Raw genomic sequence first — 24,680 nt, forward strand, 5'->3', positions numbered from 1 at the left:
GCCGTCAGCGTCGTCTTGCCATGGTCCACGTGACCAATCGTGCCCACGTTCACGTGCGGCTTGGTCCGCTCAAATTTCTCTTTTGCCATTTTTCAATTCCTAAAGAACAAGCCCGTGTCCCGGTTTAAGGTCTGCACCACACTGCTGATTCGCCCCGCACGGGAACAGGGCGGCGCGTGGTCGCAGACCGGCTGGTGATCAGTTGGGGACAGAGCACCAATGGTGGCCTGCCCCCAGAGTCATTACTTCGCGCGTGCAGCCACGATGGCTTCGGACACGTTGCGCGGCGCTTCGGCGTAGTGCTTGAACTCCATGGTGTACGTGGCACGGCCTTGCGACATCGAGCGCAACGTGGTCGAGTAGCCAAACATTTCGGACAACGGCACCTCGGCCTTGATGGCCTTGCCGCCACCGACCATGTCTTCCATGCCCTGCACCATGCCGCGGCGGGACGAGAGGTCACCCATCACGTTGCCGGCGTAGTCCTCAGGCGTCTCGACCTCCACGGCCATCATCGGTTCAAGGATGACCGGGTTGGCCTTCTTGCAGCCTTCCTTGAAGCCGAAGATGGCGGCCATCTTGAACGCCATTTCGGACGAGTCCACGTCGTGGTACGAACCGAAGTGCAGCGTCACCTTGACGTCCACCACCGGGAAGCCGGCCAGCACGCCGGTGTTCAGCGCTTCGATCACGCCCTTCTCCACGGCGGGGATGTACTCGCGCGGCACCACGCCGCCCTTGATGGCGTCTACGAACTCGAAGCCCTTGCCGGCTTCGTTGGGTTCGATCTTGAACACCACGTGGCCGTACTGACCCTTGCCGCCCGACTGGCGAACGAACTTGCCTTCGGCCTCGTCCACGCTCTTGCGGATCGTTTCGCGGTAGGCCACCTGGGGCTTGCCGACATTGGCTTCCACACCGAATTCGCGCTTCATGCGATCGACAATGATTTCCAGGTGCAGCTCGCCCATGCCGGAAATGATGGTCTGGCCAGACTCTTCGTCCGTCTTGACGCGGAACGAAGGATCTTCCGATGCCAGGCGTTGCAGCGCAATGCCCATCTTTTCCTGGTCGGCCTTGGTCTTGGGCTCCACGGCCTGTGCAATCACGGGCTCCGGGAAGACCATGCGCTCGAGCATGATGATGGAGTCCGGGTCGCACAGGGTTTCACCGGTGGTCACATCCTTCAGGCCCACGCAGGCGGCGATGTCGCCAGCGCGGATTTCTTCCACTTCCTGGCGGTTGTTCGCGTGCATCTGCACGATACGGCCGATGCGCTCTTTCTTGCCCTTGACGGGGTTGAAAACAGAGTCCCCCTTCTTGAGCACGCCAGAGTACACGCGCACGAACGTCAGCTGGCCGACATACGGGTCGGTCATCAGTTTGAATGCCAGCGCGGACAGTTTCTCTTCGTCGGACGCCTTGCGCGAGGTGGGCGCCTCGTTCTCGTCGGTGCCACCCACGGGAGGAATGTCCACCGGTGAGGGCAGGAAGTCGATCACGGCGTCCAGCATGCGCTGCACACCCTTGTTCTTGAAAGCAGTGCCGCACAGCATCGGCTGGATTTCAGTGGCCAGCGTGCGCGCACGGATGCCTTGCTTGATTTCGGCTTCGCTCAGGTCGCCTTCTTCAAGGTACTTGTTCATCAGCTCTTCGCTGGACTCGGCCGCGGCCTCGACCATCTTTTCGCGCCATTCCTTGGCTTGCGCCTCGAGTTCCGCCGGGATGTCCTGGAACTCGAACTTCATGCCCTGGGAGGCTTCGTCCCAGATGATCGCTTTCATCTTGATGAGGTCGACCACACCCTTGAAGTTGTCTTCAGCGCCGATGGGAATCACCACGGGCACGGGATTGGCCTTCAGGCGCAGCTTCATCTGGTCCACGACCTTGAAGAAGTTGGCACCGGTGCGGTCCATCTTGTTCACAAAGGCCAGACGCGGCACCTTGTACTTGTTGGCCTGGCGCCACACGGTCTCCGACTGGGGCTGCACGCCACCCACGGCACAGTACACCATGCAGGCACCGTCCAGCACGCGCATGGAACGCTCCACCTCGATGGTGAAGTCCACGTGACCAGGGGTGTCGATGATGTTGAAACGGTGCTCAGGATAGGACAGGTCCATGCCCTTCCAGAAACAGGTGGTGGCGGCCGAGGTGATCGTGATGCCACGCTCCTGCTCCTGCTCCATCCAGTCCATGGTGGCAGCGCCATCGTGGACTTCGCCGATCTTGTGGTTCACACCGGTGTAGAACAGGATGCGTTCCGTGGTGGTGGTCTTGCCGGCATCGATGTGCGCGGAAATACCGATGTTGCGATAACGCTCAAGGGGCGTGGTGCGGGACATGGAAATACTCCGAAAAGGGATCGAGCCCGCCACCCTGGATCAGGGAATGCGGGCTCTCGGTTCTGGATGCTCTACTGGGCGGCAGCCCGGATCAGAAGCGGAAGTGGCTGAACGCCTTGTTGGCCTCGGCCATGCGGTGCACTTCATCGCGGCGCTTCATGGCGCCACCACGGCCTTCGGTGGCTTCGATCAGTTCATTGGCCAGACGCAGGGCCATGGACTTCTCGCTGCGCTTGCGGGCAGCTTCCTTGATCCAGCGCATCGACAGGGCCAGACGACGCACGGGCCGGACTTCGACCGGCACCTGGTAGTTGGCACCGCCCACGCGGCGGGACTTCACTTCCACCATGGGCTTGACGTTGTTGATGGCGACCGAGAAGATTTCGACAGGATCCTTGCCGCTCTTCTTTTCGATCTGCTCGAGAGCACCATAGATGATGCGCTCGGCAACAGCCTTCTTACCGCCTTCCATGATCACGTTCATGAACTTGGAGAGCTCGACATTGCCGAACTTGGGATCCGGCAGGATTTCACGTTTAGGGACTTCGCGACGACGTGGCATTTCTTCACCTCATATTTGCTTCAGTTGGCACCTTTTCAGGCACCGCGAGAGCCATACAGGACCCTCACTTACTCGACCCGCACGGACGATTCCGTGTTGTGGGCCACTGCGCTTGAACCACCTGCCAGGCGGGACAAACACCGGAAACTCGAACGATCAGGCCTTCTTCGGGCGCTTGGCGCCGTACTTGGAGCGGGCCTGCTTGCGGTCTTTCACGCCCTGCAGGTCCAGCGAACCGCGCACGATGTGATAACGCACACCGGGCAAGTCCTTGACACGACCACCACGGACCAGCACGACGCTGTGCTCCTGGAGGTTGTGGCCTTCACCACCGATGTAGGAGATGACCTCAAAACCGTTGGTCAGGCGCACCTTGGCGACCTTGCGCAGAGCGGAGTTGGGCTTCTTGGGGGTCGTGGTGTACACACGGGTGCACACACCGCGGCGCTGCGGAGAGTTTTCCATGGCCGGGCTCTTGGATTTGGTCTTTTCGACCTCCCGGCCATGGCGCACGAGTTGATTGATGGTTGGCATTAAAACGTCCCTAAACGTTTGAAAAAAGCGAAAACGAAAACTCCTCGGAAGATTCCGAAAAGCCCTCTACTGTAGCACGCGGGGTGTTTTCTGACAAACGCGCGGGCCCGATCCATGCGCCAGGCCCCCGCCGTGTCACTGAATCCAGAGGCGGATGGCGTCCCAGGCACGGCCGAAGATGCCGCTTTCTTCCACCGTTTCGAGCACCGTCAGGGGGATTTCGGCCACCACGGCACCACTGGACGAGGTCACGCGCAACGAGCCCACGGACTGCCCCTTCACCAGCGGTGCGACCAGTGGATCCGGCCGGACGACCTCGGACTTGAGCCTGGCGCCCTCGCCTGCAGGCACGGAAACCACGACCCCCTCGGCACGGCCCAGACGGACCTGATCGGCCTTGCCCTTCCAGATGCGCGGCGTGGCGACCGGCTGGCCGGCCGGAATCAGGCGCACCGCGTCAAAGGCGGTGTAGCCCCAGTTGAGCAGCTTCTGGCTCTCCGCGGCACGGGCGTTCTCACTGGAAGCACCAAGCAGGATGCTGAGCAGGCGGCGCTGCCCCTGCGCCCCTTCGCCCAGACCCGGCACCTGCCGGCGCGCAGTAGCCACCAGGCAGTAGCCGGCGGCGCTGGTGTGCCCGGTCTTCAAGCCGTCCACACTGGGGTCGCGAAACAGCAGCAGGTTGCGGTTGGTGTCGTTGGCGGCGGGCGTGCCGGGGTAGCGGTAACGCTGGATGGCGTAGTACGGCACGTACTGTGGAAAGTCGGCCATCAGCCGGGTCGCCAGGGTGGCGAGATCGCGCGCGGTGGTGGTGTGGCCCGCTTCCGTCAGGCCTTCCACGTTGCGATAGCTGGTGGCGCTCATGCCCAGGGCCTTGGCCTGTTCATTCATGAGCTGCACGAAACGCTCGACCGACCCGGCAACCCCTTCGGCCAGCGCCACCGTGGCGTCGTTGCCGGACTGGACGATCATGCCCTTGATCAGGTCTTCGACCGGCACCTGCATCTTCGGATCGATGAACATGCGCGAACCCGGCATCTTCCAGGCGCGCTCGCTCACGCCAAAGGTCTGCGTGAGATGGATCTTGCCCGCCTTCAGTGCATCAAACACCAGGTACGCCGTCATCAGCTTGGTCAGCGAGGCGGGCTCGACCGGCTGATCCGGATCCTTCGCGGCCAACACCTGGCCAGAAGTGACGTCCAGCAAAAGGTAGGCACGCGCGGCCACCTCAGGGGGAGCCGGCATCTGGGCCAGCGCGGGCACCATTGCCGCGAAAGACAGGCCCAGGACAGCAAAACAGGAAAAAAGACGACGCAACAAGATCCGATCCTTCAAGGGAGATACAGAGAACCCGCGCTCAGGCACGCAGGTGACGCAGCACCAGCTCCCGCAACAGCGGGAGCTGGCCATGGAAGAAATGACCGCCGCCAGGCACCACCATCACGGGTAGCGACTGCGGCCTCGCCCAGTCCATGACGGACGACAAGGGAACGGTGTCGTCGAGCTCGCCATGAACGACCAGGGTACGGGGGTGGAGTTCCCCTGCCACGGGGGCTGCCTCAAAACGGCTGGTGGCTGTGCCAATCAGCACGATGTGCCGGATATCCCGGGTGTCGTGCAGGCGCGCGACCGCCTGGCTGGTGACGAAGGCACCGAACGAGAAGCCGGCCAGGCACAGCGGGCCTTCGGGCGCGCGGGCCTGAATCACCGCCAGAAGATCGTCCAACTCACCACGGCCTTCGTCGTACGCACCCTCGCTCTGGCCCACACCGCGGAAATTGAAGCGCACGGCGGTCAGGCCGGCGAGCACACTGGCGCGTGCCAGTGTCTGTACGACCTTGTTGGTCAGCGTCCCACCGTGCAAGGGGTGGGGGTGCGCGATCACGGCCGTCCCCAGAGATTCACCTGTCGGCCGATCAATGGCCAACTCCAGCCGGCCGGCCGGACCGGCCATTGCCAGGACTTCAGTCTGAGCGTTCATCTCGTTTCAACGCCCCACATCAGGCGGCGTCACAAGGCGCTCGACCACCACGCCATCGCGCAGATGGGACTGCACGATCTCATCGATGTCATGCTCGTCCACATAGCTGTACCACACCGCCTCCGGATACACCACGGCGATGGGTCCGCCGGCGCAGCGGTCCAGGCAACCCGCCTTGTTGACCCTCACCTTGCCCACGCCCGAAAGCCCCATCGCCTTGGCCTGCGATTTGCAACGGTCGAAGGCCGCCTGCGCGCGGTGCTGCGCGCACGAAGCCTCACCGTTGTCCCGCTGGTTGAGGCAGAAGAAGATGTGCCGCTCGTAGTAGGACGTGTTTTCGCTCATGGGGGAATTTTAGTGGCCGGTTCCAGCGGCACCGAAACGCGCGCCATCACACGCAGGCCGAAGATCAGGGCGGCAAATGGCCACAGCCAGCCCAGCCACTGCGACAGCCCATGAAAACGGATGAACCGGCCTTGCTCCCAGACTTCCAGCGATTGCGCGAAATAGGGGCTGTCGGGCGCGAGGTTCAGCAGCGTCAGCGAAACCGCCAGGCTGAGCAGCATGAGCACGGTGCACAGCCGGCGTGACAGGCCCACCATGGACAACCCCACAAGCACGGCAACCCCCAGGCCCAGGATGGTCTGCGGGTTGAGCCATGCCCAGGCGTGTGATGGCCCATATGTGAGCGCGGCCGACAGGCCCGCCGCACCGGCGGCGCACAGAAAGAACATGAAATGGAACAGCGCGCGGCGCAGCATCGAGCGCATTTCGGAAAAGCCCATCAGCAGGGGCGAGAGCAGGCACAGCGCAATACAGAACGCCTCGGCCATCGGGCTCAGTGGATCGGGCACCTCCAGCCGAACGGGCACCCAGGTCAGAAATGGCGTGTCGTCCATCAGCACCACCAGGCCCGATTCGAGTCGGTCCCAGACATGGCCCAGCCCGAATGGTACGGACAAGGGATACAGAAGCGCGAACGGCCACAGGGCCAGCAACACCAGACTGCCGTGCGCAGATGGCTCGAACCAGTCGGCACGAAACTGGCTCCAGCGGCGCAACGCACCCACCCGCTCCAAGGCCCATGCGCAGGCCCCGCCCAACGCCGCCCCCGTGCTGTTGAGCGCGAAATCGACGTTCGAGGGCACCCGCATCGGCAGGTAGTTCTGCAGCGTTTCCACTCCCAGGGACAGCAGCGTCGGCAGGATGAAGGCCAGCCACCAGGACCACCGGCCCCAGCCGGAGCGCAGCATGGCCAAGCTAAGCAGAAAACCCAGCGGGGCGTAGCCCACCAGATTGGAAACCACATCGAAGCCCGTCCAATACTGCGGAATCGGCGCCGTCAGGAAGGCCAGAGGCGATACGCCCTGCACGCGCCACCCGGTGAACGGATACAGGCTCGCGTACACCACCACACCGGCGAAAAGCAGGGCCAGCGGCCAGGCGGAGGAACGGGTATTCAAGGCGTCAGAAGGGCTTGACCACCACCAGCACCACCACAGCCACCAGCAGCAACACGGGCACCTCGTTGAACCAGCGGTACCAGACATGGCTGCGCCGCTGGGTGCCTGCCAGAAAACGCCGCAGCAACAGGCCGCAGGCGTGGTGGTAGCCCAGGATCAACAGCACCCCGGCCAGCTTGGCGTGCATCCAGGCATGACCAGCACCCCGGCCGATGCCATAGCCCAGCCAGAGCCAGAGCCCCAGGCCGAGCGCCGGCACCGCCAGAAGAGTGGTAAAACGCATCAACTTGCGCGCCATGAGAAGCAAGCGCTCACGCTCGGCCACACTCTCCGGAGGCACCATGGCCAAGTTGACAAAGATCCTGGGCAGGTAGAAAAGGCCTGCGAACCAGCTGGCCACGAAAACGATGTGGAAGGCTTTGACCCAGAGCATTCGGTCAGTGTAGCCCTGAGGCGATGCCCCAGGGGCTTGCCGGGACCATGCCAGGCGAACGGGCAAAAAAAACCCGGCCGTTTCGGGCCGGGTCAGGAAGCCTTTTTGCTGTCACACACTAAGGCACCCGCTCAGGGAGGAAAAGCGGGGAGCCGTCTCTCAACAAGCTCAAGACAAATGTTACACCAAAAATTCTTATGCCCTGTCAGTTCTGACAGTGGCTTTCCGCGATTTTTGTTGTATTTCAAAAGCCTTACATCATCTTGGCGAGTTCAAACATGACGGCCGTGCCCAGCGCCTCGCGGATGTTGCCCCGGCCCACCTTGGCCATCGAGAACTCACCAAAGCCGGACATGTCGAACGAACTGTCGTCGGGTGAAATCTCCACAAAAGGAAATTCGAACACCTCTCGCAGCAGTTCGCGCCGGAACTGGTCGAACCCGCTGTCCTTGATGGCGGAGTCGACCACGATGAGGTTGGGCATGCGCGAGACAATCGCCTCGCGCGCCTGACGGAAATCGACCACGCTGTCGGAACTGATTCCAATCTCGCGCAGCGCATCACGCACGTCGGCCCGTATCTGCAATGTGGGAGAAATCGTCAGCACGTAGACGCCTGAGAGCGACTTGAACATCGAGGAATGGTCGTCCGACAGGTCCACCGCAGAAATGCCATCCACGGCCTGCACCGTGCGATTGAACAGGGCGGTGAAGCTCACGCCTTCGTCGGTGACCAGGCGTTCGATCTCAATGCCACCGGCCGCCAGTGCGATCTGGCGCACCAGCATCCAGCTCAGGCTGTCCGTGGTGGCGTTGCTCGAGGGTGGCACACCATCGTTGGATGCGCGCACCTGAAGGCGTGCATGTTGTGGCCAGGCGTTGATGTCCATGCGCACATCCATGCGGCTGCCAAAGGCCATGGCCCAATCAAGCACGGCGTTGACAAATGTGTGTGCGACCGTCGGGTCGATCAGCACCTCGACCGGCTTGAGCTTGCGCCGCATCTCGATGCCCAGGACAGCGAACTCTTTCTTGCGCTCCTGCAGCACACCTTCCACCAGGTCGGCCATCCCGATCTTTTCATGCGACTGGCGGATGCGGCCACCGTAAAAGCGGTGAATCTGCTGCGCGCTGACGCCCGATTGTTTGATGCGCTCGGCCGGGATGCTGAGCGCGCGGTGCTCCTGCTTGCTGATCGAACCCTTGCTGAGCAACAGATCGATGGTGTTCTGCAGCGCACTCACCCCCTCTGTCACCTGATCGGCAACGCTGGACAACAAGGCTGGCCAGTGCTCGTCCAATGACCACGCCTCCGGCTCGCGCGCGCCGGGCTTGCTGTTCACAGGGCTGTTCGAAGGGGGCGTTCTGGTGGTCAGCATAGGAGCGGCCTGATGAGGGTTCGCGGGGATGTCACAAACTCGTAACAAGATGTTGAACCAAGCATAGCGTGTGCGTTGTCGGCTGTCTGCCGGGAGCGATGCAGTATTTTCTTCTTACCGTGGAGTTCGCCACACCAGCCGAAGATTTTCACCCCCTCCACCTGTCAACGTTCCCACTCCTTTCACCGCGCCCCATGGCACGAAGACCGCTGCCGCCGAACCAGAAATGCCTTTGCCACAATACGCTCATGCATGCCCCCGCCCCTTACCCTCTCAGTCGCCCCCGCCGCCTGCGCCGGGATGCCTTTTCCCGTGAGCTGGTGCGCGAACACCGGCTCCATGCATCGGACCTGATCTATCCGGTGTTCGTGCTGGACGGGGAAAACCGATGCGAAGGCGTGGCGTCGATGCCCGGCGTGGAGCGCCTGAGCCTGGACCTGCTGCTGCCCGTGGCCGAGGATTGCGTCTCGCTCGGCATTCCCGCGCTGGCGCTGTTCCCGGTGATCGACCAGTCGCTGAAGACGCCGGACGGGCGCGAGGCCACCAATCCGGATGGACTGGTGCCGCGCGTGGTGAGCGAACTGAAAAAGCGCTTCCCGCAACTGGGCGTGATGACCGACGTCGCGCTCGACCCGTTCACCAGCCACGGCCAGGACGGTGTGCTCGACGAGCACAACTACATCCTGAACGACCCCACGGTGGACATCCTCGTGCAGCAGGCCTTGACCCAGGCACGCGCTGGCGTGGACATGGTTGCGCCCAGCGACATGATGGACGGCCGCATTGGCGCCATCCGCGCCGCACTCGAGGCCGAGGGCCTGGTGCACACGCGCATCATGGCCTACAGCGCCAAGTACGCCAGCGCCTTCTACGGCCCCTTCCGCGATGCCGTGGGCTCGGCAGCCAACCTGGGCAAGGCGGACAAGAAGGTCTACCAGATGGACCCGGGCAATTCCAACGAAGCCCTGCGGGAGGTGGCACTGGACCTGGCCGAAGGCGCCGACATGGTGATGGTCAAACCCGGCATGCCCTATCTGGACATCGTGCGCCGGGTCAAGGACGAGTTCGGCGTACCGACCTTCGCTTACCAGGTGAGCGGCGAATACGCGATGCTCAAGGCGGCTGCCCTGAACGGCTGGCTCGACCACGACGCCGTCATGCTGGAAAGCCTGCTGGCATTCAAGCGCGCGGGTGCCGACGGCGTGCTGACCTACTTCGCCCGCGACGCGGCCCGCCTGCTGCGCGGCTGACCCTCCATGCGCATCTTCCACGTCCTGCCCGGCTCGGTGAGCGAGTCCAGCACCCTGCCGATGGTGCTGCCGGCAAAGGGATACGTGTGGATTGCCTGCGGACGGCGCGAATTCGAGCTCGAACAGGGGGCCGTGCAGTCCACGCTGCAAGTGCTCTGCGGCATGACGCTGGTGGACCTGCACATTGCCGACCTGCTGAACAACCAGCTCCCCTCGCACTACGACTACACCTCGCAGTACGACATCCTCGTGTTCCGCCGGCTGGCCGCCGGGCACAGCGAGACCGATCTGTCCCATCCGGGGGAGGTGCTCACCCGCACCGTGCCGCGCGGCGGACCGCCCGTGCTGCGGCGCATCGACACCAGCCCGGTCGGTTTTGCGGTGTTTGACCGCGTGCTGCTCACCGTGCACCCGGCCGGCTGCCAGGCGCTGGAGCAGTACGCGACACGCCTGACATCCGCCGCCACCGCGGCCTCGCGCGCGGCCGGCGTGCACCTGCCACCGAGCCCGGCCGACCTCATGCTGCGCATCGTGAACCAGATGGTCGACGGCTACCTGGCGCTGCGCCGCGAACTCACGCGCCAGCTCGACCACTGGCAGACCGAGCTGCTGCAACCGAAGGCGCGCTTCAGCAACTGGGGCTCTCTGCTGGACGCTCGCATCTCCTTGCATCAGCTCGACGAGATCTGCGAAGACCAGCGCTCATCGATCCAGGACTGGAACGAGAACCTCGCGACCTGGGAGCCCACCGATGCCATCGGGGGGCAGCGCGGGCTGGAACTGCTCAAGGTGCGCTCGCGCGACGTGCTGGAACACATCGAGCGGGTCGTGCACCACGTACGGCGGCTCGAGCAGAACGCCGAAACCGCGGTGCAGATGCACTTTTCGGCGCAGAGCAACCGCACCAACGACATCATGCGCACGCTCACGGCGCTGACGGCCATCTTCCTGCCGCTGAACCTGATCGCCAGCATCTTCGGCATGAACTTCCAGTTCATCCCGCTGCTGCACCAGAAGACCGGGTTCTGGTGGGCCATCGGCTCGATGGCGCTGACGGCCGTCCTGCTGGGCTTGCTGTTCTGGCGCAAGCGCTATCTGCGCTCGAGCCGCTGAGTCCTCACACGTAGGGCGCGGTCAGCCCTTCGTTGGCCAGCACGCGCTGCACCGATGGGCGCGCCAGCATGCGCCGCAGGTAGGGCCCCAGGTGCGGACGGTCCCGCGCCGGTGCGCTGGGAAAGTTGCGCGTCCAGCGGCACAACGTGAACACATAGGCGTCGAGCAGGGTGAAGTGCTCGCCCATGAACCAGGGTCCGCCATGGCGCGCGAGCTCGGCATCGAGCTGGTTGAGCAGCGGCCCCACGCGCGCCTGGGCGTTGCGCTGAACCTCTTCGGCCACCTCCGTGTGGCCGGTGTCGGCCCAGCGTTCGGGATAGAAGTACACGATGAGCGTGGCCTGCAAGGTGTTGGTCAGCCACATGAGCCACTTGTAGGCGTGGGCGCGATCGCGCGTGTCCATCGGCGGCATGAGCTTGGCGGCCGGGTTCGAGTCGCTCAGGTGCAGGCAGATGGCGGCGGTCTCGTAGAGCACGAGGTCGCCATCGACCAGCACCGGGATGAGGCCGTTCGGGTTGAGCGCGAGGTAGGCCGGCGTCCTGTGCCCGCCGTTGTGCTTGTCCACCAGCACGCGTTCGTACGGCACACCGATTTCCTCGAGCAGGATGTGGGGCACCATGGCGGCGGTGCTGGGGGCAAAGTGCAGTTGGATCATGCGGTTCAGGGTGTCGGTGTGGGCACGCCGAAGAGTTTCGCGCCATTGTCCCAGGCGATGCGTCGGGCCACGTCGGCGGGCAAACCGCCGAGCCAGGCGCGGTAGCCCTTCATGAGTTCGTCGTAGTACTGCCAGCGCTGGTTGATCCAGGTGTCCGAGCCGATCATGAAACGGTCGGGGTACTTCAGCAGCAGCGCGCGCCAGTCGGGGCAGAGCTGGCCGTCGCCACAGGTGAGCCCGGGGCGGTAGGACAGCTCGCCGATCAGGCGAGGGTAGCGCGCGAACAGCTCGTCCACCCGGGCGACCGACGAACCGCCGATGCCCGTGTGCGCCCAGATCAGGAGCGACTTGCGCCCCTTCGAGGGTGTGTTCGCCATCAACAGGTCGATCGCAACGTCGTCCACGTGCGCAAGGATGGCGAGGTCTTTCTCCTCGGCCAGCGCCATGAGCTGCTTCGCCACAGGCCCGTTGGCATTGGCGCTGTCGTACAGGTGGAACTCACCCAGGCCCCGATAGGGGCCGGCGGGTGTGCCGCGCTGCAGTTCCGCGTTCACCATCTCGACGATGGTCGGGTCGCGGAACCAGTTGTTGTAGTCGGCGCGGTCGCGGTAGAGGCGCACGAAGGGCACCACCGTCACACCGGCCTTGCGGGTCTGTTCGCGCGCGGTGGCCAGGGCCCGGGTGCCATCGTTCGGCCGCGAATTGGCCACGATGGCGCGCACACCGTTGCGCTGCATGCGGTCGAGCACGTCGGCCATGGGGTGCGGACAGCCCGGTGCCGGCGTGTCGTGCGTGCAGGCTTCGTTGTTGTAGTGCAGGTGGGCGTCGAACAGCGGGCCGGTGTAGTCGGCCGCGGATGCAGCCGAGCAGGAAACTGCTCCAGCGAGCAGGAGAGCGAACCCGAGATGCCACGGAGCCGGCTTCGCCGGCCCACAGGCGCTGCCCCCTCGAAGGAGGTCGCGCGAAGGGCAGCGGCGATGGGCCATCAGCTCAGGTGCTGGGCAAAGAACGCCAGCGTGCGCTCACGCGCGAGCTTGGCGGCCGCTTCGTTGTACGAACCACGCTGATCGCAGTTGAAACCATGGTTCGCGTTGTAAACGTGCACGGTCACCTCGGGGTGCGCCTTCTTGAACGCTTCCACCGTGTCCAGCGGGATCCAGTGGTCCTGGTCACCGAAGTGCACCATCACCGGCACGGTCGGCTGGAGCCCGGCGTCCGTCCCCACGGTCATGCCGCCACCGTAATACGGCACGGCGGCCGACAGGCCCTTGAGCCCGCAGGCCGACCGCCAGGTGAGCAGTCCGCCCCAGCAGTAGCCCACGATGCCGACCTTGCCCGACTGTGCCGCGTGGTTGATCGCAGCCTGGATATCGGGCATCAAGCCCGGAGCGGGCAGGTCTTCCACAGCGGTCTTGAGCGCGAAGCCGGCCTTCATGTCGTCTTCCTTGTAGCCCAGCTCCACGCCGGCCTTGACGCGGTGGAAGGTGTGCGGCGCCACCACGAAATAGCCTTCGGCGGCATAGCCGTCGGCCACGGCGCGGATGTGCGAATTCACGCCGAAGATTTCCTGCAGCACCACAACCGCGCCTTTGGCCTTGCCCTTGGGCTCGGCCACGTAGACCGGGAATTTGAAGCCGTCGGCGGATGTGAGTTCGGTGGTCTGACCCATGGGTGTTCTCCTGTTGGGGGTGAAAGGAATCAGGCGCGCAGGCGGCGCGCCAGGAAGTCGAGCCGGTCCTGGCCCCAGAACAGCTCGCCGTCGATCACGTAGCTCGGTGCACCGAACACGTTGAGGTCGATGGCGGCCTGCGTCTGTGCGTCGTAGCGCGCACGCACCGCCGGCGTCAGCGACTGTGCCAGCCGCTCGCTGGCCAGGCCATTCTCGGCCAGCAGCTCGGCCAGCACGTCGGGCGAGGCAATGTCGCGCTGCTGCGCCCACACGGCAGACAGAACCGCGCCGGTGAGGCGCATGGCGGCCTCATCGCCATCGGACTGGGCGACTGCCGTGATCAGCAACGCAGCGGGATCGCCCGCGACCGGAAAGAAGCGCGGCTCCGGATGAATGGGCACCCCGAGAGCCTCGCTGAAGCGGCGCAGCTCGAGCAGGCGATAGGCCTGGCGTTGCGGCGCCCGCTTCTGCAGGGGCAGGCCACCGGAGATCGGAAAGATGCGTCCGAGGTCCATGGGCAGCACACGCACGGCGGTACCGGTTTCGCGCAGCAGCGCGGCGAATCGTTCATGCCCGAGGTAGGTCCAGGGGCTTTGCGGGACGAGGTAATAGTCGACTGTGCGACCCATGGCAGTCTCCTGTCGCTGTTGTAATGACAAGCGGGGTGGCGAGCCCATGTTGTACGCGATGCCACCGCATTCTGCAGGAGACGGGTTATGGGCGAGATGACAGGCCGGGCACTGCTGGTCACCGGCGGCGGGCGCGGCATCGGCGCAGCCACCGCGCGGCTGGCGGCCCGGCAGGGCTGGGCCGTGGCGGTGAACTACACCGCGAACTCACTGGCGGCCGACGAGGTGGTACGGGCTATCCGCGCCGACGGCGGCACCGCCATGAGCGTGCAGGCCGACGTGGCGCACGAAGATCAGGTGCTGGCGATGTTCGCGAAGATCGACGCGAAGCTGGGTCGGTTGCAGGGCCTGGTCAACAACGCTGGCGTGGTCGACGTGACCGCCCGCGTGGACGAGATGAGTGTGGCGCGCTGGCGCCGCATGTTCGACATCAACGTGATCGGCTCCATGATCTGCGCGCGCGAGGCGGTGCGGCGCATGAGCACGAAACACGGCGGCGAAGGAGGTTCCATCGTGAACGTCTCGAGTGCGGCGTCCCGGCTGGGCGCTGCAGGGCAGTATGTGGACTACGCGGCGGCCAAGGGCGCTGTCGACGCATTCACCATCGGCCTGGCGCGCGAGGTGGCCGGTGAAGGCATCCGCGTCAACGCGGTACGCCCAGGCCTGATCGAGACCGACATCCACGCCTCCGGTGGCCTGCCCAACCGCGTGCGCGACCTCAGTCACCAGGTGCCGATGCAGCGCGGCGGCCAGGCTGACGAGGTGGCACAGGCCATCGTCTGGCTGCTGTCGGACGCCGCCAGCTACACCACGATGACATTGATGGACATCTCTGGAGGACGTTGAAGGATGACGAACAACCCGCACATCAAATACTGGTGGGAAGACCTGCAGGTGGGAGAAACCCGCGATCTGGGCACCATCACCCCCACGGAAGAGGAAACGGTGGCCTTCGCCCGCCAGTTCGACCCGCAGCCCTTCCACCTGGACGCCGAGGCGGCCAGGGCGTCGGTGTTCGGCGCGCTCAGCGCCAGCGGCTGGCACACGTGTGCCATGGCGATGCGGCTGATGGTGACCAACTTCCTCAACGAAAGCTCCAGCCTCGGCTCGCCCGGGCTGGACAGCGTGAAGTGGCTCAAGCCGGTGTTCCCGGGCGACACCCTGCGCCTGCAGCACACCATCCTGGAAAAGCGGCCGATGAGCAAACGCCTGGACGTGGGCCTGGTCCGCACCACCTGGGAAATGTTCAACCAGCATGGCGACAAGGTTCTGTTCATGGAAGGCTACGGCATGTTCCGTCGGCGGGAGCCTGGCGTTCCATAAGCGCCCACATGCGCCTGCCATACCCGACAATTCCGGGCATGGATTTCAAGCCTCTCATCACCCTGCTGGCGATCGTCAACCCCTTGGCGATCGTGCCCTTCTTCATCCATTACACGCAGGGCTTCTCGCGCCAGCAGCGGCGGCGAACGGTGATGATCTCGGCATTCAGCGCGTTCGCGGTCATCGCCACCTGCGCCCTCATCGGCCTGCAGATCCTGGAATTCTTCAGCATCTCCCTGGCCAGCTTCCAGGTGGGCGGCGGCATGCTGCTGCTGACCTCGGCGCTGTCCATGCTGAACGCGCGGCCGGCAGAAGCCAAGGCCAACGATCAGGACCTGAGCGACAGCTCGGCCCGCACGTCCATCGCCGTGGTGCCACTGACCATCCCGCTACTCACCGGGCCAGCCTCCATGTCCACCGTGGTGATCTACGCCGACCAGGCCAAGACCTTCTTCCAGCACGCCGCCCTCGTGGGTTACGGCGTGGTGATCGCCGTGGCCACCGCGGTCTGCTTCACCCTGGCCGAACCCATCGCGCGCGTGCTGGGGCAGACCGGCATCAATGTGATGACCCGGCTGATGGGGCTGATCCTCGCCGCGCTGTCGGTCGAGGTGATGGCCAATGGCCTGGTGAAGCTGTTCCCTGCGCTATTGGGCTGACGGGTACAGACCCAGCGTCTGCGCCTGCAGGCGCGAAAGACCCAGCAGCGCGTCGGTGAACGGCGTGGGCACGCCGGTGAGCTGGCCGAGTTCGCGCACCACGGTCACCAGGGCGTCGAGCTCCACCGGCTTGTTCGCCTGCACGTCCTGCAACATCGAGGTCCGGAACGCCCCGAGCTTGCGCGTGACCGCGTGGCGGTCCTCGGGCTGCTGGTCGATCGGTATGCCGATGCGAGCACCGATTTCCTTGGCCTCCAACATCACGCGGCTGATGAAGTCGCGCACCAGCTCGTCGCCCAGGATGCGGTCGGTGGTGGCGCCGGTGAGCGCGCTCACGGGGTTCACCGTCATGTTGCCCCAGAGCTTGTACCAGACGTCTTTCTGGATCTGCGGCGACAGCGTGGCATGGAGCCCGGCGCGCTGCAGCAACGAGACCAGCGCCGTCACGCGTTCGCTGGCCTCACCCGAAGGCTCTCCGACGATGAGGCCGTTGCCGAAGTGGTGGCGAACCACGCCGGGTGCATCCACCGAACAGCTGGCGTGCACCACGCCGCCGATGACGTGATGCGCCTGCACACAGCGTTCGATCTCGCCATCCGGGTCTACCGTCTTCAACGGTGTGCCAGCGCGCGCGCCACCAAACCCCTGGAAGAACCACCAGGGCACGCCGTTCATGGCCGTGAGCACGACCGTGCGCGGACAGAGCAGCGGCACGATGCCCCGGGCCAGCGTGGGCAGCGATTGCGCCTTGACGGCCACGATGACGAGATCCTGCACACCCAGGTCTTCCGCCCGGGCGGCGGCCGTCACCGGCGCCGCCAGGAGCTGGCCATCCTGGTGCAGTTGCAGGCCTTCGTGCTGCAGGGCGGCGAGCGTGTCACCACGCGCCAAGGCGCTCAGCGTACAGCCGGTGCGCGCCAGGTGCACACCCAGCCAGCCGCCGATGGCGCCCGCGCCGACGATGGCGACGCGCTGAAAGTCGATTGCCGAGGTCAATGCGTCACTCCAGGTAGCTGCGGTCCAGGCGGTTCACCTGCCGGACCAGGGCGTCGAACACGTCGCGTCCCGCGCCGTGGTGGGGGTTGAACTGCAGCGCATCGCGCGTGCATCGCTCGGCGATGGCTTCCGGGACAGGCAATGCCGCCTGCGCACCGCCCATGGAGAAGGTGGCCATCTGGATCTCGCAGGCACGCTGCAAGGTCCAGAGGATGGCGAAGGTCTGCGGCAGCGTGGCGCCCCAGGCCAGCAGGCCGTGGTTGCGCAGGATGACGGCGGGCCGGTCGCCGATGCTCTTGAGCAGGCGTGGCGCCTCGTCGGCGTGGATGGTGATGCCCTCGAAGTCGTGGTACGCCACCATGCCGTGCAGTTGCGCGGTGTAGAAGTTGGTCTGCTGCAGGCCGCCCCTCAGGCACGCCACGGCCACACCGGCGGTGGTGTGCGTGTGCATCACGCAGTGCGCGCCCTCGATGCCGTCGTGGATCGCGGCATGCACCGTGAACCCCGCCGGGTTGACCGGGTGCGGCGAACCGTCGAGCACGGCGCCCTGCAGGTCGATCTTCACCAGGTTGCGCGCCGTCACCTCCGAATAGTGCAGGCCGAACGGGTTGATGAGGAACTGCTTTCCAGCGCCCCCGGCGCTCCCCGCTTCGCGTGGTTCGCTGCCCCCCAAGGGGGCCGCCCCCCCTTGAGGCGGCCCGGCGGCGGGGCGACTTTCGTCTTCCCCCGTCACGCTGGCGGGCAGGCGCAGCGTGATGTGGTTGTAGATCATCTCGGTCCAGCCCAGCATGGCAAAGACACGGTAGCAGGCGGCGAGCTCCACGCGCGCGGCCCATTCGTCCGGGTGCATGCCGGCGGGCGTGGCGGTGGCGGGTTGCATGGCGGCGTTCATGGGGTGGTCTCCTAGTACACGCTGCCCCTGGCCTGCGCGGGAGCGGCGGGGGCGTCGCTCTTGAAACGCGCGGCCAGGGCGCTGGTTTGCCGCACAAGGATCTGCGTGTCCAGCCCCACGGCCACGAACACGGCGCCCAGCGCGAGGTAGTGGTGCGCCAGGGCCTCGTCGGTGACGAGAATGCCGGGCGCCTTGCCGGCGCGCAGGATGCGTGCGATGGCGTCGTCGATGGCGGCCTGCACCTCGGGGTGGCCGGGGTTGCCCACGTGGCCGAGCGAGGCAGAGAGGTCGGCCGGGCCGATGAACACGCCGTCCACGCCGGGCGTGGCCGCGATGGCGTCGAGGTTCTTCAGGGCTTCCCGCGTTTCGGCCTGCACCAGCAGGCAGACCTGGGCATTGGCCTCCTTCGCGTAGTTGGGGTAGCGGCCCCAGCGCGACGCGCGGGCACCGGCCATGCCGCGGATGCCACCCTGTCCATCGGCCTGCGGGTAGCGGCAGGCGCGCACCAGATGGGCCGCCTGTTCGGGCGTGTCCACCATCGGCACCAGCAGCGTCTGAAGACCCAGGTCGAGGTATTGCTTGATGAGCGCCGCGTCACCCACCGGCACGCGCGCGATGGCGTGTGTGCCCGGGTAGCCGCCAATCGCCTGCGCCTGGCCCAGCACATCCTGGAGGCCGTTGGGGGCGTGTTCGCCGTCGATCAGCAGCCAGTCGAAACCGGCACCGGCGCAGATCTCCGCGCTGTAGGGGTTGGCCAGGCCGAGCCAGAGGCCGATCTGCGCACGGCGCTCGGCCAGCGCCTGTTTGAAGGGGTTGGTGGGTGTTTGCATGGCGGGAAAGGTCAGACAAAACGGAATTGCAGGCAACCCAGCGGGCCGTAGTCGGCCTCGAACAGATCACCCATTTTTGCGGCCACCGGCCGCGTGAACGAACCGGCCAGCACGATCTGGCCCGGCTGCAAGGATTCGCCCCAGGGCGCGAGCTTGTGCGCCAGCCACGCGATGCCGATGGCCGGATGGCCCTGCACGCCAGCGGCCAGGCCGGTTTCCTCGACCGTGCCGTTCTGCCGCAGGATGGCACCGCACCATGGCAGGTTGGTGGTGAAGGCGTCGGCGCGGTAGCGCAGGTCGCCTTCACCGGTCACGATGCCGGCGTTGGCCGCGTTGTCGCTGATGGTGTCGAACACCTTGCGCATCGCGCGGGTGTGGCGGTCGAACTGTTCGATGCGCGCGTCGATGATCTCGATCGCGGGCGTGACGTATTCGGTGGCGGCGAGAACGTCCGCCACCGTCACGTCCGGCCCTTGCAGGGCCGACTTGAGCACGAAGGCCAGCTCCACTTCCACGCGTGGCGCGATGAACCGCGCCGTGGGGATTTCGAGCACTTCGCCGGCCTGCGCGGTGAACCGCATGCTGTCCAGCAGGGTGCCGTAGTCGGGCTCGTCGATCTGGCTGGAGATCTGCATGGCGCGGCTGGTCAGGCCGATCTTGTGGCCGATGACGCGCCGGCCAGCCGCGACCTGCAACGCCACCCAGGCGCGGCCGACACGGTAGCCGTCGTCGATGGTCATGGCGGGAAAGCGCTTGGAGAAATGCTCCACGGCCACGCGGTCGCGCTCGGATGCGGCGAGCTCGGCCGCGAGCTGCTGGATGAGGGCGTCGTCGAGCATGGGTTCAGTTCCGGTTGAAAAGCGGGTGCAGGGAGCTGTTCTTGGCATCGAACACCTCGTGCCCCTCGTCCACCTGCACGGTGATGCCAATGGGACGCGTGGCGAGCTGGGCGGCGAAGTGCGCCTTCACCACCGCCTGCAGCGCATCGCCCACGCGCTGGTGCACGACGGCGCTGCGGCCCTGGGCCATGCGCAGGTTCATGTAGACGAAGGCATAGTCGCCCCCGAGACCGGCGGCGATACCGGCCGCACCGCCATCGGAGACCGCGCTGTGCGCGGCCGGGTAGGCCAGCACGCGCGTGCCGCCGGTGGGGAACACCTGCCGGTCGGCCTCGTCGCGCACGGCGAGCATGGCGTCGCACAGTTCGCGGCAGAGCGCGCCCATGTCGGCGCCGCCGTCGCTCGTCGCACGATCGAGGTTGGGTGTGTAGAGGATGACGAGGTGCGGCATGGTCGGACGCCTCAGAGGCGGGAGGCGGTCTGGTAACCCTGGGCCGAGGATGCCTGTGCAGCAGGAATGGCGCGGCCGGTCTGCGGCGTGACGGGGAAGACGGCGTTGATCTGGCCGGTGCCGGAGGCACCGAAGTACGGCGTGATGACCTCGGCCTGGCCGTCGTAGTCGCTCCAGCCGAGGGCGCCGAGCATCATGGCGGTGTCGTGCATGAAGCCTTCGCCGTGGCCCTTGGCAGCGTATTCGGGCAGCATCTCGCAAAAGGCCTTCCACTCGCCGTTCATCCACATGTCGACGACACGGCGGTCCAGCGTTTCGAGGAATGGGGTCCAGATCTTGAAAGCGAAGTCGGGGGCGAGGCCGTTCTGCGCGAAACGGTGGCTGAGCGAGCCGCTGGCGAAGAAAGCGACGGTGCCGTCGTAGTGGTCTTCGACGGCCTTGCGCATGGCCCAGCCCAGGCGGGCGCTGTCGTTGAGGTAATGCGACTGGCACAGCGCCGAGACCGAAATGGCCTTGAAATGCCGGTCCTGGTTCATGTAGCGCATGGGCACGAGGGTGCCGTACTCGGGGCCGAGGGTGGTGGCGTCGTGGGCGAGGGTGTCTACGCCGTGTTCGTTGCAAACTTTAGCGAGCAGCTTGCCGAGTTCGGGGTTGCCCGGAATCTCGAAGGGCATGTTGCTGATGAAGTGCGGCAGTTCGTTGCTGGTGTAGGTGCCCTCGAAGTGGGGTGCGCAGTTGAGGTGGTAGCTGGCGTTGACGAGCCAGTGCGTGTCGAAGACGACGATGGTGTCGACGCAGAGTTCACGGCAGCGGCGGCTGATTTCCTTGTGGCCGTCGATGGCGTCCTGTCTGGTGCCCTTTCTTGGGCCGTCGAGTTCGCTGAGGTACATCGAAGGGACGTGGGTGATCTTGGCGACCAAGGCTAGTTTTCCCATTCGTTGTCTCCTGTTGCTGTGGTGTTCGCTCCGCGGGCCGTCCGCTGGGGGTGGCCGCCTCCGCGACTGTCCCCCGACCCGGCTTCGCCGGGTCTCCTCCTCTTATGTCGCTGCGGCAGCCACCCCCAGCGGCCAACCCACTCCGAGGCGCGCATGCCAATGTCGGTTTGCATACACCTCGCAAGATTGGGGAGGGCAGGGCGCTCTGCGCAGCGAAATAAAGGGGGAGGCGGCTCCAGCCGCCGGAGGACATTCGCGGAGCAGAGCGCCCTGCCCTCCCCAATCCCGCCAACCCCTTCAAACGAAAACATCTCAAACACCCCAATGCGGAATGTGATGCGACCCCAGCGACACCGCAATGTTCTTGGGCTCCAGGAACACCTCATAACTCCAGGTGCCACCCTCACGCCCCGTGCCACTCGCCTTCGTTCCACCGAAAGGTTGCCGCAGATCCCGCACGTTCTGCGAATTGACGAAACACATGCCCGCCTCCACCGCCGCCGCCACCCGGTGCGCGCGGCCAATGTTCTCCGTCCACACATAGCTCGACAGACCGTACTGGATGTCGTTCGCCAGTTCGATCGCGTGCGCCTCGTCGCGGAACGGGATCATGCAGGCCACCGGGCCGAAGATCTCTTCCTGCGCGATGCGCATGCGGTTGTCCACATCCGCGAACACCGTCGGCCACACATAGTTGCCCTTCGCCACCCGCGACGAGAGCTCCGGCGCGTAGGACGGCCGGTCCAGCCCACCGCACAGCAGCGTGGCGCCCTCCTTCGGGCCCAGCTCGATGTAGCTGCGCACCTTGGACAGATGCGCCTGGCTGATCATCGGGCCGACGATGGTTTTCTCGTCCAGCGGATCGCCCACCACGATGCGCTTGGCGCGCTCGACGAACCGGGTCACGAAATCGGCGTAGATGCTCTGCTGCACCAGGATGCGGCTGCCCGCCGTGCAACGCTCGCCGTTGTTGCTGAAGATCATGAACACCGCGGCGTCGAGCGCGCGGTCCAGGTCGGCGTCGTCGAAGACCACGAACGGGCTCTTGCCCCCCAGCTCCATGCTGAACTTCTTCAGGCCCGCACTCTGCACGATGCGGTTGCCGGTGGCCGTGGAGCCGGTGAAGGAGATCGCGCGCACGTCCGGGTGCGCGCACAGCGGCTCGCCGGCGTCCTTGCCGTAGCCGTGCACCACGTTGAGCACGCCGGGCGGAATGCCCGCTTCCAGCGCCAGCTCGCCCAGCCGCGCGGCCGTCAACGGCGAGAGTTCGCTCATCTTCAGCACCGCTGTGTTGCCGAACGCCAGGCAGGGTGCGGTCTTCCAGGTCGCGGTCATGAAAGGCACGTTCCACGGACTGATGAGGGCGCACACGCCCACCGGGTGGAACAGCGTGTAGTTCAGGTGGGTGGGCGTGGGATAGGTGTGGCCGTCGACGCGCGTGCACATCTCGGCGAAGTAGCTGAAGTTGTCGGCCGCGCGCGGCACCAGTTGCTTGCCGGTCTGCGAGATCACCTGCCCGCTGTCGTTGGTCTCGGTCCGCGCGATCTCGGGCACGTTCGCCGCGATCAGTTCACCCAGCTTGCGCACGAGCCTGGCGCGTTCGGTGGCAGGCAGGCCGGCCCACTTCGGAAAAGCATCCTTGGCGGCCTGCACGGCGGCGTTGACCTCGTCGGCACCGCCGGCCGCGACCTCGGCCAGCACGTCCTGCGTGGCGGGGTTGAGGGTCTCGAAGGTCTTGGCGCTGGCGACCGCCTTGCCGTTGATGAGGTGCTGGATCGTCGTCATGGGGTTCAAGGGTGCTGGGTGATGGTGTTGGTGAGTTCGCCGATGCCTTCGATGGACGTGACGATCACATCGCCGGGCTGGCAATCGACCACGCCGTCGGGCGTGCCGGTGAGGATGAGGTCACCGGGCTGCAGCGTCATGAACGAGCTGAAGTACTCGATGAGTGTGGGCACGTCGAAGATCATGTCGCGCGTGTTCCCCTGCTGCGTGACCTTGCCGTTGACCGTGGTCTGCAGCGCGAGGTTCATGGGCCCGCCGTGGCGTTCATGCACGTCGACGGCGTCCACCAGCCAGGGCCCGATGGGCGTGCAGGTGTCGCGGTTCTTCACGCGCAGGTTGGGGCGGTACCAGTTCTCGAGCACATCGCGGATGGCATAGTCGTTCGCCACGGTGTAGCCGCCCACGAAATCCAGCGCGTCGGCCTTCTTCACATGTTTCGCGGTGCGCCCGATGACGACAGCGAGCTCACACTCGTAGTGCATGAAGGTCACGCCGGGCGGCCGCAGCGTGAAGCCACGGTGGCCGGTGAGCGAGGCCTCGCCCTTGACGAAAGCCAGAGGTTCTTCGGGCGCCTTGAAGGCGAGCTCCTTCGCGTGATCGGCGTAGTTCAGGCCGAGCGCGAGCACGGTGCGCGGACGTTGCGGCGGCAGGGGTTGCAGCGGCGGCAGCCAGACGGCGTCTTCAAATGCGACGTGGCGACCTTTCAATGCCGGAGTGAGCAGTTCGAGCTGGCCGCCGGCTTCGACGGCGTCATGGACCGCGCCGGCCCAGGCGATGCGGGCGCGCTTCATGCGGTCGCCTCCTTCACGAAGTTGTGTCGCACAGGCAGGAAGCCCGGGGCGGTGATCTCGACGGTGTCGCCCGCGTGCACGAGCGGCCGGGTGCCATCGGCCAGGCAGTCGGTGCCCAGCATCAGCACGTCGCCGGGGCGCAGCGCCATGAACTCGCCCACATCAAAAAGCAGTGTGGCCGCATCGCGCACCAGCTCCGACAGCACGGTGGTCTGCCGGTGCACGCCGTTGATGTGCAATTCGATCTGCAGCCCGACCAGGCCAGCAGCACCCCCCAACTGCGCCAGCGGCACGCATTCACCGCCCACACCGAGGAAGCCGTCCACGCAATGCGCCTTGATCGGCGGGCGGTAGTAGCTCTCGTGCACCACCGACACGTCGTTGAACAGCACCGCGCCGTACGCCCCTGCATCGCCCATCACCAGACCGAGCGAGGGCGTCACCTGCACGGGCGCCCCCACCGGCAGGGTGATGTCACCCCCCGCTGGGGTGAAGGTGTTGGCGGTCTTGATGTAGAGCACCGGCGCTTTCGGCGGGGCCTTGTACGGCGCGTCGTTCATGCGCGGCGCCCACAGCGCGTGTTCGCGCCGGAAGTTGAGCAGGGTGCCATAGACCGTGCCGGCCGGCATCCAGGGAACGGGGTTCATGCGGCGTCTTCCTCCAGGCCATCGGCGTGGTTCATGGGTTGTTCAAGAGCGATCACCTCGTCGAGCAGCGCATACAACTGCGCCAGCCGCGCCTTGCCCAGGCGTTGCTCCATCCAGGCGTAATGCGCTTCGATGGTGCTGGAGAGGCCTTTCACCAGCTTGAGCCCTGCCGCGGTGGCGCGCACCACGGTGCGCCGCGCGTCCTGCGGGCAACGGCTGCGCTCGATCAGGCCATCGCGCTCCATGCGGGTGAGCACACCGGTGAGGCTCGGGCCCAGCAGAAAGGCTTCCCGGGCCACGCGCCCCGTTTCCACACCGCCTGGCAACTGGGCGTGCTCACCCAGCACGCGCAAGACGCGCCATTGCTGATCGGACAGGCCGAACTGCCGCAGGCTGGGCCGGGTGTGCAGCATCACCGCCTCGCGCGCCTCGAGCAGCAGGCGGGGCAGGTTGCGGTGGATGAAAGGGGTGTCGTCGCTCATTTATTTAATATATTAAATGATTATTCTGGAAACAAATCAAG

At 65.5% G+C, this 24,680-nt stretch carries 29 protein-coding genes; 5 read left to right on the forward strand and 24 right to left on the reverse strand.

What is annotated here, in order from left to right; translation table 11 throughout:
• The 10 genes from J2X09_RS22220 to J2X09_RS22265 form a co-directional block, all read right to left on the reverse strand.
• Nucleotides 1-89: GTP-binding protein (locus J2X09_RS22220; RefSeq protein WP_038059333.1), on the reverse strand; the 89-nt coding region annotated here is incomplete at its 3' end.
• Between the two features lie 153 nt (nucleotides 90-242).
• Nucleotides 243-2,345 carry an elongation factor G gene (gene fusA, locus J2X09_RS22225; protein WP_204734370.1) on the reverse strand — a complete coding sequence of 701 codons (2,103 nt, stop codon included), beginning with the start codon at nucleotides 2,343-2,345 and terminating at the stop codon, nucleotides 243-245.
• A gap of 91 nt (nucleotides 2,346-2,436) precedes the next feature.
• Nucleotides 2,437-2,907 carry a 30S ribosomal protein S7 gene (rpsG, locus tag J2X09_RS22230; RefSeq protein WP_137918320.1) on the reverse strand — a complete coding sequence of 157 codons (471 nt, stop codon included), beginning with the start codon at nucleotides 2,905-2,907 and terminating at the stop codon, nucleotides 2,437-2,439.
• 156 nt (nucleotides 2,908-3,063) lie between these two features.
• Nucleotides 3,064-3,441, reverse strand: a complete 378-nt coding sequence (gene rpsL, locus J2X09_RS22235; protein ID WP_009516237.1) for a 30S ribosomal protein S12 — start codon at nucleotides 3,439-3,441, stop codon at nucleotides 3,064-3,066.
• Between the two features lie 135 nt (nucleotides 3,442-3,576).
• On the reverse strand, nucleotides 3,577-4,755 hold the full coding sequence (locus J2X09_RS22240) for a D-alanyl-D-alanine carboxypeptidase family protein (protein ID WP_374726527.1): 1,179 nt from the start codon (nucleotides 4,753-4,755) through the stop codon (nucleotides 3,577-3,579).
• A 40-nt stretch (nucleotides 4,756-4,795) separates the two neighbouring features.
• Nucleotides 4,796-5,419, reverse strand: coding sequence for an alpha/beta hydrolase (locus J2X09_RS22245; RefSeq protein ID WP_204734372.1), 624 nt, complete (start codon nucleotides 5,417-5,419; stop codon nucleotides 4,796-4,798).
• 6 nt (nucleotides 5,420-5,425) lie between these two features.
• Entirely contained in the window at nucleotides 5,426-5,764 is a 339-nt protein-coding gene (locus tag J2X09_RS22250; RefSeq protein ID WP_204734373.1) for a (2Fe-2S) ferredoxin domain-containing protein, read from the reverse strand.
• Entirely contained in the window at nucleotides 5,761-6,882 is a 1,122-nt protein-coding gene (locus J2X09_RS22255) for a VanZ family protein (RefSeq protein ID WP_310309432.1), read from the reverse strand. Before J2X09_RS22255 ends, J2X09_RS22250 begins: the two co-directional genes overlap by 4 nt.
• 4 nt (nucleotides 6,883-6,886) lie before the next feature.
• Complete coding sequence (locus J2X09_RS22260; RefSeq protein ID WP_204734375.1) at nucleotides 6,887-7,315, reverse strand: CopD family protein; 429 nt, start codon at nucleotides 7,313-7,315, stop codon at nucleotides 6,887-6,889.
• A 253-nt stretch (nucleotides 7,316-7,568) separates the two neighbouring features.
• Nucleotides 7,569-8,657 (reverse strand): hypothetical protein, encoded by a 1,089-nt coding sequence (locus J2X09_RS22265; RefSeq protein WP_204734376.1) that lies wholly within the window; start codon nucleotides 8,655-8,657, stop codon nucleotides 7,569-7,571.
• Nucleotides 8,658-8,941: 284 nt separating this feature from the next.
• Here J2X09_RS22265 and hemB point away from each other — a divergent pair, with 284 nt between their 5' ends.
• Nucleotides 8,942-9,943 (forward strand): porphobilinogen synthase, encoded by a 1,002-nt coding sequence (gene hemB, locus J2X09_RS22270; RefSeq protein WP_204734377.1) that lies wholly within the window; start codon nucleotides 8,942-8,944, stop codon nucleotides 9,941-9,943.
• A 6-nt stretch (nucleotides 9,944-9,949) separates the two neighbouring features.
• Nucleotides 9,950-11,056, forward strand: a complete 1,107-nt coding sequence (locus J2X09_RS22275) for a magnesium transporter CorA family protein (protein ID WP_204734378.1) — start codon at nucleotides 9,950-9,952, stop codon at nucleotides 11,054-11,056.
• Nucleotides 11,057-11,060: 4 nt separating this feature from the next.
• On the opposite strand, the gene J2X09_RS22280 is transcribed toward J2X09_RS22275, so the two are convergent.
• Genes J2X09_RS22280 through J2X09_RS22295 form a run of 4 tightly spaced genes read right to left on the reverse strand, consistent with a single transcriptional unit; the run spans nucleotide 11,061 to nucleotide 14,009 of the window.
• Nucleotides 11,061-11,711 carry a glutathione S-transferase family protein gene (locus tag J2X09_RS22280; protein ID WP_204734379.1) on the reverse strand — a complete coding sequence of 217 codons (651 nt, stop codon included), beginning with the start codon at nucleotides 11,709-11,711 and terminating at the stop codon, nucleotides 11,061-11,063.
• Nucleotides 11,712-11,716: 5 nt separating this feature from the next.
• Complete coding sequence (locus tag J2X09_RS22285; RefSeq protein ID WP_310309435.1) at nucleotides 11,717-12,697, reverse strand: amidohydrolase family protein; 981 nt, start codon at nucleotides 12,695-12,697, stop codon at nucleotides 11,717-11,719.
• A complete protein-coding gene (locus tag J2X09_RS22290) occupies nucleotides 12,697-13,380 on the reverse strand; it encodes a dienelactone hydrolase family protein (protein ID WP_204734380.1) in 684 nt (227 codons plus the stop codon). Before J2X09_RS22290 ends, J2X09_RS22285 begins: the two co-directional genes overlap by 1 nt.
• A gap of 29 nt (nucleotides 13,381-13,409) precedes the next feature.
• A complete protein-coding gene (locus tag J2X09_RS22295) occupies nucleotides 13,410-14,009 on the reverse strand; it encodes a 2-hydroxychromene-2-carboxylate isomerase (protein ID WP_204734381.1) in 600 nt (199 codons plus the stop codon).
• Between the two features lie 96 nt (nucleotides 14,010-14,105).
• Between J2X09_RS22295 and J2X09_RS22300 the strand changes: the two genes are divergently transcribed.
• Genes J2X09_RS22300 through J2X09_RS22310 form a run of 3 tightly spaced genes read left to right on the forward strand, consistent with a single transcriptional unit; the run spans nucleotide 14,106 to nucleotide 15,991 of the window.
• A complete protein-coding gene (locus tag J2X09_RS22300) occupies nucleotides 14,106-14,855 on the forward strand; it encodes an SDR family oxidoreductase (RefSeq protein WP_204734551.1) in 750 nt (249 codons plus the stop codon).
• Between the two features lie 3 nt (nucleotides 14,856-14,858).
• Entirely contained in the window at nucleotides 14,859-15,332 is a 474-nt protein-coding gene (locus tag J2X09_RS22305; protein ID WP_204734382.1) for a MaoC family dehydratase, read from the forward strand.
• Between the two features lie 38 nt (nucleotides 15,333-15,370).
• Nucleotides 15,371-15,991 (forward strand): MarC family protein, encoded by a 621-nt coding sequence (locus tag J2X09_RS22310; protein ID WP_204734383.1) that lies wholly within the window; start codon nucleotides 15,371-15,373, stop codon nucleotides 15,989-15,991.
• On the opposite strand, the gene J2X09_RS22315 is transcribed toward J2X09_RS22310, so the two are convergent.
• The 10 genes from J2X09_RS22315 to hpaR all read right to left on the reverse strand — a co-directional run bounded on the left by J2X09_RS22315 (nucleotide 15,980) and on the right by hpaR (nucleotide 24,639).
• Nucleotides 15,980-16,987, reverse strand: coding sequence for a 2-dehydropantoate 2-reductase (locus J2X09_RS22315; protein ID WP_204734384.1), 1,008 nt, complete (start codon nucleotides 16,985-16,987; stop codon nucleotides 15,980-15,982). The genes J2X09_RS22310 and J2X09_RS22315 overlap by 12 nt on opposite strands.
• A 4-nt stretch (nucleotides 16,988-16,991) precedes the next feature.
• On the reverse strand, nucleotides 16,992-17,879 hold the full coding sequence (locus tag J2X09_RS22320) for a class II aldolase/adducin family protein (protein ID WP_204734385.1): 888 nt from the start codon (nucleotides 17,877-17,879) through the stop codon (nucleotides 16,992-16,994).
• 11 nt (nucleotides 17,880-17,890) lie between these two features.
• Complete coding sequence (locus J2X09_RS22325) at nucleotides 17,891-18,709, reverse strand: aldolase/citrate lyase family protein (protein WP_204734386.1); 819 nt, start codon at nucleotides 18,707-18,709, stop codon at nucleotides 17,891-17,893.
• An 11-nt stretch (nucleotides 18,710-18,720) separates the two neighbouring features.
• Nucleotides 18,721-19,548, reverse strand: a complete 828-nt coding sequence (gene hpaH / locus J2X09_RS22330; RefSeq protein WP_204734387.1) for a 2-oxo-hept-4-ene-1,7-dioate hydratase — start codon at nucleotides 19,546-19,548, stop codon at nucleotides 18,721-18,723.
• A gap of 4 nt (nucleotides 19,549-19,552) precedes the next feature.
• On the reverse strand, nucleotides 19,553-19,999 hold the full coding sequence (locus tag J2X09_RS22335; RefSeq protein WP_204734388.1) for a 5-carboxymethyl-2-hydroxymuconate Delta-isomerase: 447 nt from the start codon (nucleotides 19,997-19,999) through the stop codon (nucleotides 19,553-19,555).
• Nucleotides 20,000-20,010: 11 nt separating this feature from the next.
• The gene (gene hpaD / locus J2X09_RS22340) at nucleotides 20,011-20,934 is read right to left on the reverse strand and encodes a 3,4-dihydroxyphenylacetate 2,3-dioxygenase (RefSeq protein ID WP_204734389.1); all 924 of its coding nucleotides are present in this window, start codon (nucleotides 20,932-20,934) and stop codon (nucleotides 20,011-20,013) included.
• A 312-nt stretch (nucleotides 20,935-21,246) separates the two neighbouring features.
• Nucleotides 21,247-22,719, reverse strand: a complete 1,473-nt coding sequence (gene hpaE / locus J2X09_RS22345) for a 5-carboxymethyl-2-hydroxymuconate semialdehyde dehydrogenase (protein ID WP_204734390.1) — start codon at nucleotides 22,717-22,719, stop codon at nucleotides 21,247-21,249.
• A gap of 5 nt (nucleotides 22,720-22,724) precedes the next feature.
• Nucleotides 22,725-23,510: a fumarylacetoacetate hydrolase family protein gene (locus J2X09_RS22350; protein ID WP_204734391.1), complete on the reverse strand. Its 786-nt coding sequence runs from the start codon at nucleotides 23,508-23,510 to the stop codon at nucleotides 22,725-22,727.
• Nucleotides 23,507-24,157, reverse strand: a complete 651-nt coding sequence (locus J2X09_RS22355) for a fumarylacetoacetate hydrolase family protein (RefSeq protein ID WP_204734392.1) — start codon at nucleotides 24,155-24,157, stop codon at nucleotides 23,507-23,509. Before J2X09_RS22355 ends, J2X09_RS22350 begins: the two co-directional genes overlap by 4 nt.
• Complete coding sequence (gene hpaR, locus J2X09_RS22360) at nucleotides 24,154-24,639, reverse strand: homoprotocatechuate degradation operon regulator HpaR (RefSeq protein ID WP_204734393.1); 486 nt, start codon at nucleotides 24,637-24,639, stop codon at nucleotides 24,154-24,156. Before hpaR ends, J2X09_RS22355 begins: the two co-directional genes overlap by 4 nt.
• Nucleotides 24,640-24,680: the final 41 nt, after the last annotated feature.

Source organism: Hydrogenophaga laconesensis, assembly GCF_031457235.1.
In the GTDB taxonomy this organism is placed as follows: Bacteria; Pseudomonadota; Gammaproteobacteria; order Burkholderiales; family Burkholderiaceae_C; genus Hydrogenophaga; species Hydrogenophaga laconesensis.

Coding starts and splice junctions, on each gene's coding strand:
- J2X09_RS22310 (WP_204734383.1), top strand. CDS start 15,371: ATGGATTTCAAGCCTCTCATCACCCTGCTGGCGATCGTCAACCCCTTG.
- rpsG (WP_137918320.1), bottom strand. CDS start 2,907: ATGCCACGTCGTCGCGAAGTCCCTAAACGTGAAATCCTGCCGGATCCC.
- J2X09_RS22275 (WP_204734378.1), top strand. CDS start 9,950: ATGCGCATCTTCCACGTCCTGCCCGGCTCGGTGAGCGAGTCCAGCACC.
- fusA (WP_204734370.1), bottom strand. CDS start 2,345: ATGTCCCGCACCACGCCCCTTGAGCGTTATCGCAACATCGGTATTTCC.
- J2X09_RS22300 (WP_204734551.1), top strand. CDS start 14,106: ATGACAGGCCGGGCACTGCTGGTCACCGGCGGCGGGCGCGGCATCGGC.
- J2X09_RS22320 (WP_204734385.1), bottom strand. CDS start 17,879: ATGAACGCCGCCATGCAACCCGCCACCGCCACGCCCGCCGGCATGCAC.
- hpaH (WP_204734387.1), bottom strand. CDS start 19,548: ATGCTCGACGACGCCCTCATCCAGCAGCTCGCGGCCGAGCTCGCCGCA.
- hpaE (WP_204734390.1), bottom strand. CDS start 22,719: ATGACGACGATCCAGCACCTCATCAACGGCAAGGCGGTCGCCAGCGCC.
- J2X09_RS22245 (WP_204734372.1), bottom strand. CDS start 5,419: ATGAACGCTCAGACTGAAGTCCTGGCAATGGCCGGTCCGGCCGGCCGG.
- hpaR (WP_204734393.1), bottom strand. CDS start 24,639: ATGAGCGACGACACCCCTTTCATCCACCGCAACCTGCCCCGCCTGCTG.
- J2X09_RS22325 (WP_204734386.1), bottom strand. CDS start 18,709: ATGCAAACACCCACCAACCCCTTCAAACAGGCGCTGGCCGAGCGCCGT.
- hemB (WP_204734377.1), top strand. CDS start 8,942: ATGCATGCCCCCGCCCCTTACCCTCTCAGTCGCCCCCGCCGCCTGCGC.
- J2X09_RS22280 (WP_204734379.1), bottom strand. CDS start 11,711: ATGATCCAACTGCACTTTGCCCCCAGCACCGCCGCCATGGTGCCCCAC.
- J2X09_RS22250 (WP_204734373.1), bottom strand. CDS start 5,764: ATGAGCGAAAACACGTCCTACTACGAGCGGCACATCTTCTTCTGCCTC.
- J2X09_RS22295 (WP_204734381.1), bottom strand. CDS start 14,009: ATGGGTCGCACAGTCGACTATTACCTCGTCCCGCAAAGCCCCTGGACC.
- J2X09_RS22305 (WP_204734382.1), top strand. CDS start 14,859: ATGACGAACAACCCGCACATCAAATACTGGTGGGAAGACCTGCAGGTG.
- rpsL (WP_009516237.1), bottom strand. CDS start 3,441: ATGCCAACCATCAATCAACTCGTGCGCCATGGCCGGGAGGTCGAAAAG.
- hpaD (WP_204734389.1), bottom strand. CDS start 20,934: ATGGGAAAACTAGCCTTGGTCGCCAAGATCACCCACGTCCCTTCGATG.
- J2X09_RS22355 (WP_204734392.1), bottom strand. CDS start 24,157: ATGAACCCCGTTCCCTGGATGCCGGCCGGCACGGTCTATGGCACCCTG.
- J2X09_RS22290 (WP_204734380.1), bottom strand. CDS start 13,380: ATGGGTCAGACCACCGAACTCACATCCGCCGACGGCTTCAAATTCCCG.
- J2X09_RS22260 (WP_204734375.1), bottom strand. CDS start 7,315: ATGCTCTGGGTCAAAGCCTTCCACATCGTTTTCGTGGCCAGCTGGTTC.
- J2X09_RS22350 (WP_204734391.1), bottom strand. CDS start 23,510: ATGAAGCGCGCCCGCATCGCCTGGGCCGGCGCGGTCCATGACGCCGTC.
- J2X09_RS22335 (WP_204734388.1), bottom strand. CDS start 19,999: ATGCCGCACCTCGTCATCCTCTACACACCCAACCTCGATCGTGCGACG.
- J2X09_RS22285 (WP_310309435.1), bottom strand. CDS start 12,697: ATGGCCCATCGCCGCTGCCCTTCGCGCGACCTCCTTCGAGGGGGCAGC.